Origin of the sequence: Pantoea sp. SS70 (assembly GCF_029866845.1) — a bacterium.
Taxonomy (GTDB): Bacteria; Pseudomonadota; Gammaproteobacteria; order Enterobacterales; family Enterobacteriaceae; genus Pantoea; species Pantoea leporis.
The window spans coordinates 3,389,050-3,405,864 of record NZ_CP117199.1; the positions used below are offsets into that span (position 1 = coordinate 3,389,050).

General features: G+C 46.3%; 11 protein-coding genes. 4 read left to right on the forward strand and 7 right to left on the reverse strand.

Annotation, left to right across the window (positions count from 1 at the left end; all coding sequences use genetic code 11):
- The first annotated feature begins 27 nt into the window (after nucleotides 1-27).
- From PO881_RS15625 to PO881_RS15640, 4 genes are all read left to right on the forward strand, one after another.
- Nucleotides 28-2,430, forward strand: a complete 2,403-nt coding sequence (locus PO881_RS15625; RefSeq protein ID WP_280172044.1) for a glycosyltransferase — start codon at nucleotides 28-30, stop codon at nucleotides 2,428-2,430.
- Entirely contained in the window at nucleotides 2,427-3,347 is a 921-nt protein-coding gene (locus tag PO881_RS15630; RefSeq protein WP_137386410.1) for a hypothetical protein, read from the forward strand. The genes PO881_RS15625 and PO881_RS15630 overlap by 4 nt, the downstream gene beginning before the upstream one ends.
- Nucleotides 3,348-3,404: 57 nt before the next feature.
- The gene (locus tag PO881_RS15635; RefSeq protein ID WP_277974062.1) at nucleotides 3,405-4,523 is read left to right on the forward strand and encodes a Stealth CR1 domain-containing protein; all 1,119 of its coding nucleotides are present in this window, start codon (nucleotides 3,405-3,407) and stop codon (nucleotides 4,521-4,523) included.
- Nucleotides 4,524-4,607: 84 nt separating this feature from the next.
- Nucleotides 4,608-5,249: an acyltransferase gene (locus PO881_RS15640; protein WP_277974063.1), complete on the forward strand. Its 642-nt coding sequence runs from the start codon at nucleotides 4,608-4,610 to the stop codon at nucleotides 5,247-5,249.
- Nucleotides 5,250-5,347: 98 nt separating this feature from the next.
- Here PO881_RS15640 and PO881_RS15645 read toward each other — a convergent pair whose 3' ends face one another.
- The 7 genes from PO881_RS15645 to PO881_RS15675 form a co-directional block, all read right to left on the reverse strand.
- Entirely contained in the window at nucleotides 5,348-6,574 is a 1,227-nt protein-coding gene (locus PO881_RS15645) for a capsular biosynthesis protein (protein ID WP_277974064.1), read from the reverse strand.
- A gap of 3 nt (nucleotides 6,575-6,577) precedes the next feature.
- Nucleotides 6,578-8,608 (reverse strand): capsular polysaccharide biosynthesis protein, encoded by a 2,031-nt coding sequence (locus tag PO881_RS15650; RefSeq protein ID WP_280172912.1) that lies wholly within the window; start codon nucleotides 8,606-8,608, stop codon nucleotides 6,578-6,580.
- Between the two features lie 12 nt (nucleotides 8,609-8,620).
- Entirely contained in the window at nucleotides 8,621-10,297 is a 1,677-nt protein-coding gene (locus PO881_RS15655; RefSeq protein WP_192412057.1) for a polysaccharide biosynthesis/export family protein, read from the reverse strand.
- Between the two features lie 23 nt (nucleotides 10,298-10,320).
- A complete protein-coding gene (locus tag PO881_RS15660; protein WP_192412058.1) occupies nucleotides 10,321-11,469 on the reverse strand; it encodes a capsule biosynthesis protein in 1,149 nt (382 codons plus the stop codon).
- A gap of 489 nt (nucleotides 11,470-11,958) precedes the next feature.
- Nucleotides 11,959-13,185 carry an HlyD family type I secretion periplasmic adaptor subunit gene (locus tag PO881_RS15665; protein WP_192412059.1) on the reverse strand — a complete coding sequence of 409 codons (1,227 nt, stop codon included), beginning with the start codon at nucleotides 13,183-13,185 and terminating at the stop codon, nucleotides 11,959-11,961.
- The gene (locus tag PO881_RS15670) at nucleotides 13,182-15,353 is read right to left on the reverse strand and encodes a type I secretion system permease/ATPase (protein WP_280172045.1); all 2,172 of its coding nucleotides are present in this window, start codon (nucleotides 15,351-15,353) and stop codon (nucleotides 13,182-13,184) included. The genes PO881_RS15665 and PO881_RS15670 overlap by 4 nt, the downstream gene beginning before the upstream one ends.
- The gene (locus PO881_RS15675) at nucleotides 15,350-16,801 is read right to left on the reverse strand and encodes a TolC family outer membrane protein (RefSeq protein WP_192236416.1); all 1,452 of its coding nucleotides are present in this window, start codon (nucleotides 16,799-16,801) and stop codon (nucleotides 15,350-15,352) included. Before PO881_RS15675 ends, PO881_RS15670 begins: the two co-directional genes overlap by 4 nt.
- Nucleotides 16,802-16,815 lie beyond the last annotated feature (14 nt).

Here is a 16,815-nt window from a genome sequence, read left to right on the forward strand (position 1 = left end):
TACAACAATCTATTTTAGGTAAGAGAAATGAAGGGAATCGAACATCAAGATTTGTTGATACTCATTGGAGAAAAAGGAGGGTTGCAGGCCCGTGATAATGGCTTTTGTTATTTTCAGCATAGAATGAAGTCAGGATTTAAAAACACTTTTTTCATATATAGCAAACAGAATGTCGACATAGAAAAACTTTTACCTTTTAATAAAAACATCATACTTAAGGATAGCAAAAAGCATTATAAGATATTTTTTAATGCAGATTACCTCCTGCTTAATGACGGATATCTTGATACTTTCCCCTCTTTTAATAAAAAACCATTAGAAAAGGGCTGGGCTCCCATCGTGTACCTTCAACACGGAATCATCTCTTACAAGAGAATATTCATATTTAAAGGTCACTACAACGGTAGAATAAGATATTTTAGCACTTCGTTGAAGTCAGAAAAAAATATCGTTATCAATACACTACAAACACAAAAAGATATTAACCAAACAAAAAGATTAGCCATCAAATACAAAATACCACACTACGATGACTTTTTTTCCAGGAATAACCTGGAAGATTTCTACATCTTGCTACTCCAGCGCTATTACGTTAACAAAAATTCTGTTGAGGTCGATGATTTACAGGCGCTAAAGAAACTCATACTGAATATTGGTTTCCTCGACAAAAGAGTGATCAATAGTGGCTTGTCGCGACATGAGCTACTACCAATGAAGAAGAAAAATGAAAAAAACATATTATTCTTTTTTACCTGGCGTGAAGAGTGGACAAAACCTGGCGATGACAATCCATTTTTAGACATAGTCCAGCAGATTAAAAACAGCCAAGGAATAATTGATTATGCAAATAAAAGAAATTTAAACATCGCATTTTATTTGCATGAAAAGATACTCCATCTTAAACCAATGATAGAAAAACTCTTTGATGGAGCTATTTCATTTGTCGGGCATGATGACTTTTCAGCAGTATTAAAAGATACGGCTGTATGCATAACAGATTACTCATCAATTGCCTTTGAATTTAACCTGATAAAAACACCGGTTATTTTCCTACAATTTGACTATGATAATTACAAGTTTGAACGAGGTCATTTTTTAAAATCCCCCTATGAATTCAACGGTTCAGTCGTGCGTACTATTGATGAACTTGAAGACCTATTTTCAGACAAAAGCATTGATTTCAAGATCAAACATCGAGCCAGAAAGGATTTCCTTAAAGTCATCCGTGATTATGAAAATTTTAATAAAACTAATAAATTTCTGGATAACGTGATTGCCGATAAACAACAGCACATTGTTTACTGCTGTTATAATATCTATGGCGTAGGTGGAACAGTACAAACAGTTATAAACCAGGCAAATTATCTGGTTTCTGTTGGCTATCAGGTATCCATTATCTCAATGCGGCGCACCAGTGATACACCTAAGCTACAACTTGATCCCAGTGTACGTATTGAATATCTCAATGACGCACGCAGCAATGGCAAGTTCCGCACAAAGCTGGATAGTCACCTCGCTCAATATTCTTCAAAGATTTTTAAAAAATCAGAAGATCTTTACAATGGCTTATCTTTGTTGACAGACTTCAAACTGGTAAGCATTTTAAAAACTATTAAGAACGCAATAATTATAGGCACATTCCCAGGCCTATGTGTGAATATCATCAAGCATGCCCATAAGTCGAATAAAGTCATTGTTCAAGAACATCGTGAATTTAGCTCACACTCTAAAGAAATACAGATAACTTTGTTAAGAAACTATCCTAAAGCTTACAAGGTACTTACTCTCACCTCTTTTCAAAAAGAAGAGTACAATGCTCAAGGAATTAGTAAGGTTACCCCCATTCCAAATGGACTCGAAGATAAGTTTCCACTAATTTCACAATCGGGTAGGGATACTCAGAAGAAAAGAATTGTTTCTTTTGGTCGTTTGATTGAGTTAAAACAATTCAATTTATTAATAGAATCTTTTGCAAAAATAGCAAAAAAATTCCCAGATTGGATTTTAGATATTTTTGGTGACGGTGATGAAAAAGAAAACCTTATCAATCAAATTGCAACGCTAGGTTTAACATCACAAGTTACCATTCATCCACCGACATCATTAGTTTATGAAGAGATCTACAATAGTGCATTCTGCGCACTCACATCTGCTAAAGAAGCTTTTGGGATGGTCTATATTGAAAGCTTTAGCATGAGCAAACCTGTGGTTAGTTATGATATAGGCTATGGTCCTAAAGATTTCCTGGTGAATGAATATAACGCTTTAGTTTCTCCCTGTTTTGATACACAACACTTTGCCATGAACATGGAAAGACTTATGGCTGATGAGAACTTACTAATTCAACTTGGAGAGAACAGTCGAAAAACCTATCTTGAAAAATACGAAATATCTAAAGTTATGGATAAGCTATTAAAGGAGTGTGAATGATGACTAAAACATCAAAATTATTAAATACCCCCGGTCTTTTCGTTAAGGATGCTTTTAAGAATATTCTGGGTGGAAGATCAAAAGAAATAATTAATGCAGTAAACACAACGCCAACGGTTGAAACAATCACTGAGCCTCCATTACTAAAATATGATAATGAAAAATTAAACATTCATTTAATAGTCATCGACACTATAAGTGATAAAATAAAATTCAAAGAAAGCTTAGTAAGGTATCAGTATCGTAGTATTATTAAGTACACTAATTTTAAAAGTCTCTCATACATTAGCCAAAGTATAATAAGCAACAACAGTGACATAAGTGTTTTTAAAAACTACAGTGAGGCTTTCAAAAATAAGATAAGAAACATCAGTCCAAAACGAGAATTATTTATATTTATAGATTTGAACTTTCTATTCCTTAAGAAGGTTACGAATAAAGATTTTATATCTCCAACGGGTATTCCTTATACTTTTATTAAGAATAAAAAAAGAAACATCGACCGAGTAAAAAACACCTTCGCAGAACACTTCTGTGAATTTGATTATAATTTTTCACCCGCTGAAAAATTCTGTTGCGTTGATAATATGCAACTTTGTCATTACAACAACATACTTGAGTCTGTCAGTAACCCACACGATTACTTATTCGAGTTCTTACCCATTTCTAACACTATGACTAAGGGAGAGCAAAGTATAATTAAATCACCCATTCAGTTTGCCCTGCTTGATAGAGGATATGAAGAAAAATTCATCTGGATACAATCTGTGCATGGCTCGAAACGATGTCCTCTCGCCGTAACATTCAACAAGATGAATGATAAAAACGATGACTATGCTATGTTTTTAGATACGATTGTTCCTCATGTTTCACGTGACGAACACTATTTATCCGTGAAGCAGGAATTGAGTCATTGAAATAAAAAAAATAAATTAGTCCATTCTCAAAATTTACAGGGTGGATTAATTTTAAAAATGAAACCCAATAAGATGCTAACTATTTCTCTTAGAAAAATCAGGAAATTCAAAAGAGCACCAATACTCTTTTTGAGAGACTACCTACTAAAACGACACCCTTTAATCTTAAATCATAACAATATAATCAATGCAACAGAAGGTATTATTGTTAGTGCTTTACAAAACTCAATATCTTCCTTCAAACCTAACTTCAAAATCGATGTTGTATACACCTGGGTCGATGCAAATGATTCAGCATGGTTGCAAAAAAAAAGGCTGCACAGCAATGCAAATATATCATATGCACTTTATGCAACTGAAGAATCAAGATTCAGTAACCATAATGAACTCTATTACTCCCTACTCAGTATTGAAAAAAATATACCGTGGGTAAACAGGATATTTATAGTCACTGACCATCAAACACCATTAATTCCAGATAGCCTCAAGGATAGAGTGGTATTAGTTGACCATTCCGAAATCATTCCACAACAATATTTGCCTACATTTAACTCACATGTAATTGAAGCTTACCTATACAAAATTAAGGGATTATCAGAACACTTTATTTACTTTAACGATGACTTCTTTGTTGCTCAAAAAAACAACCCTGAGCATTTCTTCAAGTCAAATGGGATAGCGAGTTTATTTGTTGGTAACAAAAGCACTTCATATTCTCCAGGGAAAGAAAGAACAACAGCAACTTTATCAGCATGTCAGAATTGTAACGATATCTTCGAATCAAAATTTGCTGTTCGATTTGACAATACACTGACTCATACTTATGTACCTTTGATTAAATCTGTTTTTGAAGAAAGTACGTCTATGTTTCAACATGAAATCGCTGCATTTTCCAGAAACAAATTCAGAGCGACGAATGACTTAAATGTTGCTACCTTCCTCGTTCCATATCATCAATATATTCTGGGTAAATCCGCGCCGAATCTGGACATCTGTTTTTATTTTAATATCCGTTCTCCTGCATCAGGCAGTTTCTATCGAGCGCTTATTAATGGCAAAAAAGACAATAATCTCCCACATTCATTTTGTGCAAATGACTTTAGCTCTAATGAATTTAATCATGATGGTTACAGTGAAAGATTAAATGAATTTCTATCATCATTTTTTATCTCGTAAAGTCATGACGTAAAAAGAATGACAAAGCTTCTTTATAGTGATTGCAATCGAAAAACACTTAAAATGAATAGGATCAACGTTGTTATGAATGATAGTTATGAGAAACAGATTGCAAGCTTCATTGCAGCAGGAAATGTTGTTATAGGTAAACCCGAAAAAGTTTTAGGTGATTTCAGTCTAAATTTTCAATCAGGTAAGAACTCCAGCATTACTTTCAGCGAAGGATGCATATTAAATAATGTATCTATTAATATGGAAAATGGTAACGGTGAATGGAAAGTTGGTAAAAAAACCTACATTCGCGGACGTTACTTTATTGGTGCTGGATCTAAAATTGAAATCGGAGATCAAACAGCAATGAATCGTCATGTACTTATTGTTGCTACTGAAGGCGCATCAATCACCATAGGCAAGGATTGCCTCTTCTCTGACATAACGATGTCTACGACAGATTGGCATTCAATCATTGATGATATGACTGGAGAAAGAATAAATCCTGCCAAATGTATTGTCATTGAGGATTCAGTATGGCTGGGTGAGAATGTCACAATTCAAAAAGGCATTACGATTGGAAAGAATAGTATAATTGGCTCAAAAGCTTTAGTGACAAAAACCATTCCGCCAGGAAGTTTAGCCGTTGGTATTCCTGCAAAAATAATCAGAGAAAACGTCAGGTGGCAGCGTACACTCATTCCTATGGACTTCCTGCCAGCAGAACCTTACTAAACTAAAATGGGCTAAATATTGAATGGGAACCCGTAATTGACGAACCATGCTGCGCCTGAGTGTCAGCATGGCGTTAATTAACAACGCTGAAATTGAGCTCATTTAAAGTTTTGCACGTCTTCTAATTCACACCAAACTTTACTCGAAAAAACGTTCCATTGGTAATAATGGATATTAACTTGCGTCTGGCAGGTCAAATGTGACATAAAATTTTTGAATAAATAATCATCTGTAATAAACTGATCCCGCCAAAAAAAATCCAATCCCGACTGAAACGTTACTCCTCGAATGTCGTACAATGCCTCGCCCATCACTTTTAGCCGCTTACCATGCATCAACGCTAAAATCCCTGCGGTGCTGTTAATCGTTACCACACCTTGAGCATGTGAAATTAATTCCCGCAAAGGGAGATCATGAATATAAACTACTCTATCTATAATATTTAAACGCTTGCAGAGCTCGTTGATCAGCGCTGCGTAATTGCGATGCCCGCAATCCATTGGATGATGTTTAATCACCAGATAAGTATCCGCTGGTGCATGCTGCGCAAAAGAGCACATTACCTCAAGGATATAATCCCGCACATCATTATAAGGGCTATGATGCTCTATTTGGCTGTCATTATAAACTTGTAAAATCGCCAGGTAATAGCGCTGATCTAGCTCAATCGTTAATCTATTAAGTATATATCTCTGCTTAAACTGATATAATGTCTTGCGCCACCCAGCACGAAACCAATATGTGGCTTCGCGCCAAGGTGAAAATGGTTTATGGTGACAATATTGGTCAAAGGTATGTCGATAATACCAGCTAATGAAGTAATACCAACTGGCATGCGCCATCCTGCGGATTTTAGATGGATAACATGCCTCTATTTTCGCTGCTGGCTGCGCCAGTAGCTGTCGATAGAACTCAGCATCGCGCGGCAATGAAGAGTTGCCATTGACACCGCCCTCCTCGAGCGTAATAAAATTTGGTCGCAGATATCCTTCTTCGAATACGAAAAATCTTACCCCTTGCGTATGCGCCCAGCCCTTCGCTACCTTATGCAGCGTCCGGCAATCGCCAAAGCACAAAATCGTATCAAAGTCATAATCCCGCTTAACTTGGTTGAGCCAAGCCGAAAACTCCTTTTCTGTTTGCATGAACGCGAGGTATTTACGTTTACGGCAATAGAAGCGGTCGCCGCCGTTGAATACGACATTCACGGCTTCACGCCCTAATGACTCCAGCCAATAAGCCATGTCATTAAAGAAAGGTCCCATTGGCCCTTGCAACAATAGGAACTGCTTTCCTTTTAGCAGCTTTTTAATAGCTTCACTCATGGTTTAAAATGCTAATTTAACCTTAATAAACATTGATAACTTTTTTCCCATCCGCATAAGTCTGTCTCGCCAATTTTTATCAATCACCATATTTGCTCGTGGCGTATTGATGAGAATTTCAATGGCTTCTTCTACTGAAATAGCATCCAGTCGTAACGGATGAATGTAAGTCGGATAGGCAATTAATGCTTGATAGATCAAATCGTAAAGGCCTAATTGTTTCACTCGGCGGAAACAATCATGCTCGTCATATGTTAATCCCCATCCAGCATAGAATGGCATGCCGTAGCAGTACACGCGTTTGCCATGCAATAAAGCTTCGAATCCTGTAAGCGATGTCATCGTATGTACTTCATTGGAAACCTGAATACATTGAATAATGTCTGCATCCAGCGCCTGATAATCAGCATATTGATTAATTTCTCTATCAGTAATATGCCCTTTGCGGTTGCCTACTACTACATCTGGATGTGGCTTGTAAATAATGTATGCCGCAGGATTACGCTCCCGTACGGTTCGTAACAAATCCCGATTAGTACAGATTGTAAAGGTGCCAGTCTGAATAGATGCATCATTTTCTACCTGGCCTGGCACCAATAATACGCGTTTACCTTTTGAATCGGCTGGCAAAGTAAAATCAGCGCCAAGATTGTATTTACTGATTCTGTTATTTACGAGCCGATGATGAACCTTCCTCGCCCGCGAACATTGAGCATCGGTTAATTCACTTTCATTGAGCAACATCTCTAAATCACTGGGTCGCGTGGCATCGTAATAAATACCACGTTTATCCAATACCAAGGACAACGGCGGCATAAGATCTGAACCCAAGCCCGAAGAGCGTAAAAAACCATCTTCCATCCGCCAAACAGGTAATTGTTGGGCTTGCGCTTTTTCCAACCAACGCTGCTCGCCAGCAATTCCCCACACCACACACGCGGTAGCCAGCTTATTACTTTTTGAAAAACTCAGCGTATTGGTAGCGGTACGCAAAAACGGTTTAAGGATGGTGTATTTCCACATCGATAAACCCGGCGCCCAAAGGTGTCCGATACGTGGTAGCTGATAGTTGCGTTGCAATTGGATCCAATGCAAAACATCAAACAGCGTTGCGGGCTCGCCGGTCAACGGGTGGATATAGCGGCTATAGCGCAAGTAGGCCGCCGCAAACAGTTGCTCAAGCGTAGCGTTGCCACGCCGTTCATTTAGCTGCTTAGCTTGTGGATGGCGATCGTCGGTCAATCCCCAACCGGCATACCAGGGTTGGCCAAAGCACGTCACCGGTTTACCTGCCATTAATGCTTCAAATCCATACTGCGAAGTCATGACATAGACACGTGAGACATGCCGCAACAGAGATTGTGGGCTCACATCATCAGCCATGAGATGTATACGATGCGTGGATTGAAAGGAGTGGTAATATCCCGACTTCTTGCCTTGTAGTACGTCCGGATGGACCTTTATCCACACCACGGCACCAGGATTTTCCCGTATCGCCGCCTCTAACATCAGGACAAAATTATTCGGCCCCGCATTGCCATAGGTTACGGACATGTCACCTAGCGTTTGGTCAATAACTAATACTACATTTCTGGTTGCACATGCTCCTGCAACAAAAGCCGGAGCCTGATTATATTTCGATAAATCTTGCTCAACGATGATGCTCATTGCTCGTTTGGCGTCATCGGCAAGCCGTTGATTAACTTCTCTTTCCTGGATCATCTTCTCTAACTCGCTGGGCCGGTTAGCATCGTAATAGATCCCCAATCTATCCAGCACCAGTGAAAAAGGTGGCGCGCCATTTACGCCAAGATCCAGCGAGCGGATATAGCCATCTTCCAGTCGCAGCACTGATTTTCCTACACTACGCGCCCACGCCACCGGCTGACGTGTATTGGGACGATATCCCCACACTGCAATGGTGGTCACGGCATCGGCGACAGGCCGTTGCAGCGATAATTTCTGGCACGGCTGGGCCAGGAAATTACGCAAAAATGGAATTCGCCAGATGCCCGAAGAGAATATACCAATCATCACGATGCACCCTTACAGCGTAAGAACCACTTTCGCCGCAACGGCTAATTGATACAGGATGGTGGAAATGCCACGCGTCACTTCGATGCTCTTCGATTCATACTTCGGCAGCACCATTAACTCATCACCTGGATTCAGCGCACCGACATCTTCCGCGTCTTCGGCCGCGCCGTTCTGGCGAATAACGATGACGCGCGCATTACCGGACTTCTGCGTAAAGCCACCGCTTTTGGCGATGTAATCTTTCGCGCGTAAGCCTTGCTCCCAGCTCACTGCATTCGGGAACAGCACTTCACCATGTACCAGCACCAGTGAGGTTTTCTGAGGAATGCTAATCACATCACCATCTTCCAGCAGGGTGGCCGCGAGGTTTTTCTCGTTCAGAATGACTTCACCTTTTGGCACGACCTGACGCGCTTTCGCCACAAATCGGCTGACCAATTGCGCTTCCTGGAAGCGGAGGCCAGCCTCCTCCTTGGTGGATGATTGCGCAGAAAGCGAGGCTTCCTCTAACTTCTGCAACGCCAGGTTCATCATCTCTTTCTGGCGGGAGGCCACGGAGGGACGATACAGCTTGATGGCACTCATCTGCGACATACTATTAGGTCGAATCTGCTTCAACACCGCCTGCATGTTGGATCCGTAAGGCAGTACCATCGCGTGTTCACCTGAGTGTGCGCCTTCAACGCGGACCTGAATCGTGCTGGCATAGCGATCGGTGCTCACAATCAGTCTGTCACCATCTTGCAGGAAGCGGCCGTTCGCCTCGCGAATTGGATAATATTCGCTGCGCTTTGCTAAACCTTGCTGGCGCACAATAGTAATATGCGTCGCACCCGGTTTGACTCGCGCCCAGCTCAAAGCTTCGGTGACAGGAATAGTGCTGTTGCGAAATTCAAAGTTATAGCTATTGAATACATCGCCTTGCACATTGAACGTATGCTGACGCGGCCCGACCACAATGGTGTCGCCATCGGCAAATTGTGATAATCCCAATTTACCGTTAAGCAAAAAATCATACAGGTTGATATTGGATCGCACTTTATTGCCACGTTTCACTAAAATATCGACGTAACTTCCACGTTCAGGATCAACGCCGCCCGCTTTAATCAAATAGTTCAATAGGGAATCCGACGTCACGCCGCCATATAAACCCGGGCTGTGAACAAAACCGGTGACGTAGACTTTCACAGGCTGTGCCTGTAATAGCGATGCATACACACTGACGTTGGCTTGGTAGACCTGCTTCACTTTGCTGGTAATTAACGCGTTTAGCTGGCTGTTACTGATGCCAGCGACTTTTACCGGCCCCACATTTGGCAGGAAAATGTTGCCTTTGGGATCAACCTGCAACGCGCCGTCAAAAGTAAATGCGCCCCATAAACGCACCTGAACGCTATCTCCTGGATTCAGGATATAGCCGGGATTGAAACCTACGCTTGCCCCGTTATCTCCGCTATTGCCATTAAACAGCTGAGCACCAAACATACGGCTAAGTACCACAGGCGCAGCTGGCACAGGCGTATCATCAAATCCGCTGTTATTGCTGCTGATATTTGCCGGTGCCGAATTGAGCAGAGATTGTGTTTTAACGCCGGTTAAGTTTGCATCAGCGTTAATATTTAAGGCCGCACTGGCCTGCGCAGTGAAGCAAGCTGCGATCATTACAAATGATTTTAAAATTTTCATAACAGACTCATTCTGCGACAGCATTAATCCCGATGATCTTCAATCACCGCCAATAACAGTTTCAGGGTGCCAAACATTAAGCAGCACACCAGCAACCAGCAGGCGATCAAATACGGAATGTTGGGGAAAGTGGACTCTTGCGGCTGCTGCGGTGAACTGATCACCGAAAGCACTTTCAGTTTACGAGCGGCTTCCACGCGTGTTTTTTCGATAGAGGTCAGCGCAAGCTTGTAAAGCTCATTATCAAAGGCGACACGCGATCTAATCTCTTCAAACTCCACCGCCATGCGGTTAAGTTTGTCGCCCTGCGGCGCGGTGATTTTGCCTTTCTCGTTATCGATCTGCGCCTGCATCGAGGCAATGGCGTTACGTACGCTGACAACTTGCGCAGCGTCATCACGCAGATAGGTCAGCAGAGTACGCAGCTCCGCTTCCATCTGGATCTTCTGCCCCATCAGCGTGTTAACCAGTGAACTGGCTGCTAACGCTTGCGCTTCAGGATCCAGCACATTGTTGCTGTTCTGATACGCCAGTAGCTCGGATTTACTGTTATTCAGGCGTGAGCGGGACTTTTCCATCTCCTTTTCCGCAAAGGTCAGCTGATCACGCGCAATACGGTGCGACAACTCATTAATAAAGCGTTCGGACTCTTTCAGCACCGCTTTATTAAAGTTAAGGGCAAAGTCCGGCGTAAAGCCTTGCGTGCGAATAGCCAGCAATCCCGCTTTATCGTCATACGTTACGCTGAGACGTTCACGATAATAACGCAGGAATTTTTCGGCAGTTTCATCAGGAGACAGATGGTGCAAGAAATCCAGTCCGCTTTGGCTGAAGGCTTGACGGAAATTAAGTTGTTTATCTAGCACTGCCAGCATATCCGGCGAATTGATGTACTCCTTTAAGTAGAGTGCATCTTCCACCGAACTGGGATTAATCGCCCCTAACAACAAGCCAAAATTCACGCTATTGCTGGCAAGATCATCTGAGCGTTTAATCGCGACTTTGGATTCGCTCACAAAACGCGGCTGACTGAATATTGCCAGATAAATAATCAGCAACGTCATTGGGAGAAAAATGATCGCTTTTCCGAGGTGCCGTTTAAGATTGGCGAAAGAAACAACGCCTAATCTTTTTTCAAATTTTGATAAGGTGGAATTCTCTTTTATTAACATGGAGCAATCATCAAATATTCATAAGCGTGCCGTAGCACATCATTGAGGTTCGGCCTGCGGCTCTGCGCATTAATAACCCTGCCGCCCCTCGAGGAAAATCCAATATTTCGGGATGTTTTTTGGTGACAAATTGCAGCGCATTAAATAAAAGTACCGCGTCCGTCTTCCCGCGCTCGAAAATAAAACCACATTGATTTGTTCATAATTTCATGTGCGTAACGTATCAAAGCGCTCAGCTTAGCGTTAAGCGCACTTAGCGCCTTTGAGAAACGGCTTGTTATCGTTCACTTCGGGAAACCCTTTTCTCTAATAACAAGCCAGCTCAAGACATTTCTTGCTGTAATTAATTATATAAGTGTGGGATTTGATATTTAACGGTTCGTGTAATAGTTACCAAAACTTCATGGTGCCCTCATCAATCACCCAAATAAAAAACCGCCGTTTCCTGAGGAAAACAGCGGTTTTAAACTAACGCTTATACCGTTCCAATTAGCGTTCCCGCATCGCCTCCTGCGCTTTGTTAAACGGCTTAATCAGATAATCCATCACCGTCTTCTCACCGGTTTTAATATCCACGGTAGAAACCATGCCGGGACTGATGGAGAAGCGCTTACCGGCTTTATTCTGCACATAGTCGTTATCGGTGCGGATAAACACGCGGTAATAGTAAATTTCCGGTTTCACCTCATCCTGAATGGTATCTGGCGAGATGCTCTCCACCACGCCGTTCAGGCCGCCATAAATGGCGTAGTCATACGCCGAGATCTTCACCACCGCCCGCTGGCCGGGACGGATAAAGGCGATATCGCGCGGTGACAAACGCGCTTCAATCAGCAGACGATCGTTCATCGGCACAATGTTCATCAGCTCGCCATTCGGTGGGACCACGCCGCCCACGGTGGAGACTTTGATGTTTTTTACGATGCCGCGCATCGGCGAACGGATGGTCAGTCGCGTCACCGTGTCTTCACGCCCTTTCACCACTTGCGCCATGCTGTCGGCTTCGGCGTTGGCTTTCGCCAGCTCCTCACGCGCCTGCACGTAATATTGCGAACGCATATCGGTGAGTTTCAGCTCCAGATCTGATTTATCGCGCTGCAAACGCAGCACTTCCACGCTACTGGCGGCACCGGTTTTGGCCAGACGCTGCGTGATGGCCAGCTCGCGGTTAGCCAGCGCCAGCGACTCTTTAAACTGCGCAGTCGCATCCGTGAGCTGTGCGCGGCGGGTTTTATACAGCCGCGTTTCTGACGCCATCAGATCGGGGAACTTATTCAACTCTGCCGGGAAACTCAGCGGCTGATCGTTCACTTCCGCATTGAGACGCGCGGCGGCAGCCAATGCCGCACGATAGCGTGCCGCACTTTCTCCGACGTTGGATTGCGAGCGCGTGGCATCGAGGCGCGCCACCACTTGCCCGGCCTGCACCTGATCGCCTTCGTGCACATACAGCTCGGTGAGGATGCCGCCTTCCAGCGATTGCAGCACCTGATCGCGCGAGCTGGGAATCACTTTGCCGGTGCCGGTTGAGACTTCATCCAGCACGCCAAACCAAGCCCAGATCACGGTAACGAGGATCAGTGCGGTGCTGATGACGATCAGCCGCACCGCGCCGGTGTAATGGGTTTCGGATCGCAGCTCGCCGAGCAGATCGTCGGAGGAATCCACTTCTGCCGCCGTCACTAAGCGCAGTCTTGCCGGTAATTGTTTGATCATGATTGCGCCTCCGGCAGGCTGCCGTTAGTACGCGGTGTTGGCAAGGCGTTCTCTTTCGGGCTGTCCATCACCAGTTGTCCCTCTTTCAGCACCAGCACACGATCCACTAGCGTGAGGATCGCCGCACGGTGCGTCGCCACGATCAAGGTGCGCCCGTTGAGCCACTGACCGAGACGTTCGATAAACTCTTTCTCGGTGTGATCGTCGAGCGCCGCCGTCGGTTCATCCAGCAGGATGATGTTGGGATCGCGCAGCAGCATACGCGCCAGCAGCAGCGACTGACGCTGTCCGCCCGAAAGCCCAACGCCGCCTTCCATGACCGGATGGTCGAGGCCGAGCGGCAGCCGACGAATGAAATCCGCGCCGCCGCTGACGGTAAGCGCGCCAAAGATGGCATCATCGGTGGCGTGCGCCGCGCCCATGGTGAGATTTTCCCGCAGCGTGCCGTGGAACAGCCGCGCATTTTGCGTCAGCAGGCCAACGTTACGCCGCACATCGGCCACATCAATGTGCGGCAGGCTGAGGTTATCCAGCCGCAGTTCACCGCCGACCAGATCGATGCCGCCAATCATCGCCTGCAGCAAGGTCGATTTACCCGAACCGTTGCGTCCCAGCACCGCAATACGCTCGCCCGGTTTGATGGTCAGGCTTTTAATGCGCAGCGCGATGTTCATTGAATCGGTGTAGTAACGGAACATCGCGTCGGTAAACTGGTAGTGACCAAACAGCACCGGCGTGTGAATCCGCGTTTCGTCTTTGCTGTTTTCCACCGGCAAATTCATCAGCGCATCAAGGCTGCCTTTCGCCGCTTTCACCTGCTGCCAGCGCGCCAGCACGCCGCACAGCGTCGCCATCGGCGCGATCATGCGTGAAGAGAGCAGCGATGCCGCCACAATCGCACCGGTGGTAATATCGCCGTTGATTACCATCGGCGCACCGATCACAATCACGCTGGCGTATACCAAACCCTGCACCGTCACGCCCCAGGTAATCAGCGAGTGCATCACTTTGCGCATCTCCACGCCGGATTGCGCGGTAATACGAATGTAGCTGTTCCACTGTTGCAGGAAGCGATCTTCCGCCTGCATCAGCTTGATATCTTCCAGCCCTTGCACGCTCTCCACCAGCACCGCATTTCGCAGCGTCGACTCTTTTAGGTTCTGCTGCGCCAGCTTCGCCAGCTTCTTCTGGCTCAGCACGCCCGGCAGGATCATCAGCAGCACCGCCACCGGCGCAATCCACGCCAGCTGCGGCGCGATAATCGCCATCACCAGCATGAACAGCAGGAAGAACGGCATATCGACAATCGAGGTGACCGTGGTGGACGTGACCATTTCGCGGATCGCCTCCAGCTCGCGCAACTGCGAGATAAAGGTGCCGGTCGAGCGCGGCACCGCGCTGTTACGCAGCCGCAGTGCGTGACCAAATACCCGATCGGAGACGCGCATATCGGCACGCTTGCCCAGCAGATCGGTCACGTGATCGCGTCCAACGCGCAGAATATAAGTGAACACCACCGAGATGATCACGCCGATATACAGCACATACAGCGTGGGATAGGACTGCGCCGGAATCACCCGATCGTACACCTGCATCGAGAAGATAATACCGACCAGCGCCAGCAGGTTGATCAGGAAGGATCCGAGCATCACGTAGCCGTACGGCCGCAGATCGTGCAGCACCAGACGGCGCAGCCAATCCGGTTTTACCGTGGCGAGATAGCGATCGACGCGGCTATCTTTGGCGGCGGTAACCGGACGCAGCGCGGCGGCAAAGCGGATTTCCGGCAGCAACGTCTCCAGCGCAATTGGTGCTGGCTGTTCATCACCGGCAAAATGCACCCGCACTTCATCGTCGCCATCAAACTGGGTAATAACGCCCACCTGACCGTCGGCCAGCTCGATCGCCAGCGGTAAGAGCCAACTGGTGATCTCCCACTTATTCTCTTCATATAATTGCAGCGATAAACCGGCCTGGCGCGCCAGATGGCGTAACGCTTTATCGCGCGACTGTTTGCCCTGCCATTCGGCAGCGGCCATGATCATGCCCGGCGAACAGGGCAAGCGATAATGGCTGGCAATCAGGATGATTGCGGTGGCCCATCCGTGTAAGGGCACGTTTCCCCCTGACGCGCTATCAGGCGCGTCGGGAATCTGTAATTGCGTCATGGCTGGATCTCCACGGACTGGATCCGCTGATTATTCAAAGCAAACGCCGACCGCATATGCCCGGTGCTGTAGAGGCAATCGAGCTGCAGTGAGCGTAACTGGCTGATGGTTTGCTGCAATGTGAAACGGGTCTGGAACACTTCCTGCTCGGCGTTAAGCACGTCCAGCAGCGGACGCGTGCCGAGTTGCAGATACTGATCCTGATAGAGCGACTGGGTTTTCTCGCCCAGCGTCTGTTGCCGTCCCATAATCGCCAGGCTGAGTGCCAGGCTTTGCGACGCGTTCTGCGACTCACTCAACTGCTGACGCGCTTTAAGTCGCGCCGAGTTGACGGCCGCATTGGCGGCCTGCAATGCATTGGCGGCCGCGTCCCGGCTGGCGGTGATGCCGCCGCCCTGATAGAGCGGCATTTCCACTTTCACAAACGCCGAATATTGGGTGCGATCCAGCGATTCGCTGCCGGAATAGTGATTATTGAGATAATGCGTCACCTGCGGTTCCAGCGAGATGGTTGGCATGTTTTGCGCGTTAGCATTATCGAGCTTGGCCTGCGCCTGATTGGCCTGCGCCCAGGCCGCCAGCACCGACGGATTGAGCTTGTCATCGGCTTTCGCCACCTGACAGGACTGGGTGAGTTTGGTGGGAAAATCGTCGCTGACCTTTTTCACCAGCGGCCAGCCAAGATAGGTTGCCAGCGTGGCGCGCCAGCGGTCGAGGTTGGCTTGATACTGCGTTAGGGTGGTACGCGCGCCTTCGATACGCGCATCGGTTTGGGTGGCATCCGAAAGCGACGCCGCGCCTTCTTCATTACGCTGGCGCGCCAGATCGCCAATCTTACTCAACGCCGTGAGCTGCTCACGCGCAATTTTGACCAGTTGCTGATAACCCTGCACTTCCACCAGCGCCGCGGCGGTATCGTGCGCCACGGTATCAATGCTCACCAGCACGTTGGCCTGCTCCTGCGCCACGCCCGCTTCGGCGGAACGCACTGAACTGCTGACCTTGCCGAAGTCATACAACATCTGTGAAACCGACAGCACAAACGACGGGCTGAAGCCCTTTTCGCTGTAAGCATTGCTGTAGCCGTTGTTCATGCCGGCACTGATTTGTGGATAGTATTTGGCTTTCGCCACATCAACCTGATTAGCCTGCTCCAGCATTTTTCCTACTGCCTGAGCGATATCGGGATGCCACTGAACGGCGCGCTGCACCGCCTGGTTGATGGTGAGAAAGTCGGGGACGTTGGCGAGGGCGGGTTCCGCCACTTCACCGGTTAATGAAGGCAGTTCTTGCTGTTGCGCTAAACCTGCTGAGGTGATGTGCCCCGCCCGGGTTAACGCGTCACTGGCCGCTAAAAGTTGAGAACTGTAAAGTAAAGCCATGCCCGCACAGAGAACGCTGAGCTTAAACGAACGGCGAAAAGTTGCGCCTGAGTGCATCAGTTCCATCGATAGTCCACCAG

What these genes read in the sequence shown, in the direction of transcription:
- PO881_RS15650 (WP_280172912.1), bottom strand. Translation starts at nt 8,608, where the DNA reads ATGATTGGTATATTCTCTTCGGGCATCTGGCGAATTCCATTTTTGCGT.
- PO881_RS15630 (WP_137386410.1), top strand. Translation starts at nt 2,427, where the DNA reads ATGATGACTAAAACATCAAAATTATTAAATACCCCCGGTCTTTTCGTT.
- PO881_RS15655 (WP_192412057.1), bottom strand. Translation starts at nt 10,297, where the DNA reads ATGAAAATTTTAAAATCATTTGTAATGATCGCAGCTTGCTTCACTGCG.
- PO881_RS15660 (WP_192412058.1), bottom strand. Translation starts at nt 11,469, where the DNA reads ATGTTAATAAAAGAGAATTCCACCTTATCAAAATTTGAAAAAAGATTA.
- PO881_RS15665 (WP_192412059.1), bottom strand. Translation starts at nt 13,185, where the DNA reads ATGATCAAACAATTACCGGCAAGACTGCGCTTAGTGACGGCGGCAGAA.
- PO881_RS15675 (WP_192236416.1), bottom strand. Translation starts at nt 16,801, where the DNA reads ATGGAACTGATGCACTCAGGCGCAACTTTTCGCCGTTCGTTTAAGCTC.
- PO881_RS15625 (WP_280172044.1), top strand. Translation starts at nt 28, where the DNA reads ATGAAGGGAATCGAACATCAAGATTTGTTGATACTCATTGGAGAAAAA.
- PO881_RS15670 (WP_280172045.1), bottom strand. Translation starts at nt 15,353, where the DNA reads ATGACGCAATTACAGATTCCCGACGCGCCTGATAGCGCGTCAGGGGGA.
- PO881_RS15640 (WP_277974063.1), top strand. Translation starts at nt 4,608, where the DNA reads ATGAATGATAGTTATGAGAAACAGATTGCAAGCTTCATTGCAGCAGGA.
- PO881_RS15635 (WP_277974062.1), top strand. Translation starts at nt 3,405, where the DNA reads ATGAAACCCAATAAGATGCTAACTATTTCTCTTAGAAAAATCAGGAAA.
- PO881_RS15645 (WP_277974064.1), bottom strand. Translation starts at nt 6,574, where the DNA reads ATGAGTGAAGCTATTAAAAAGCTGCTAAAAGGAAAGCAGTTCCTATTG.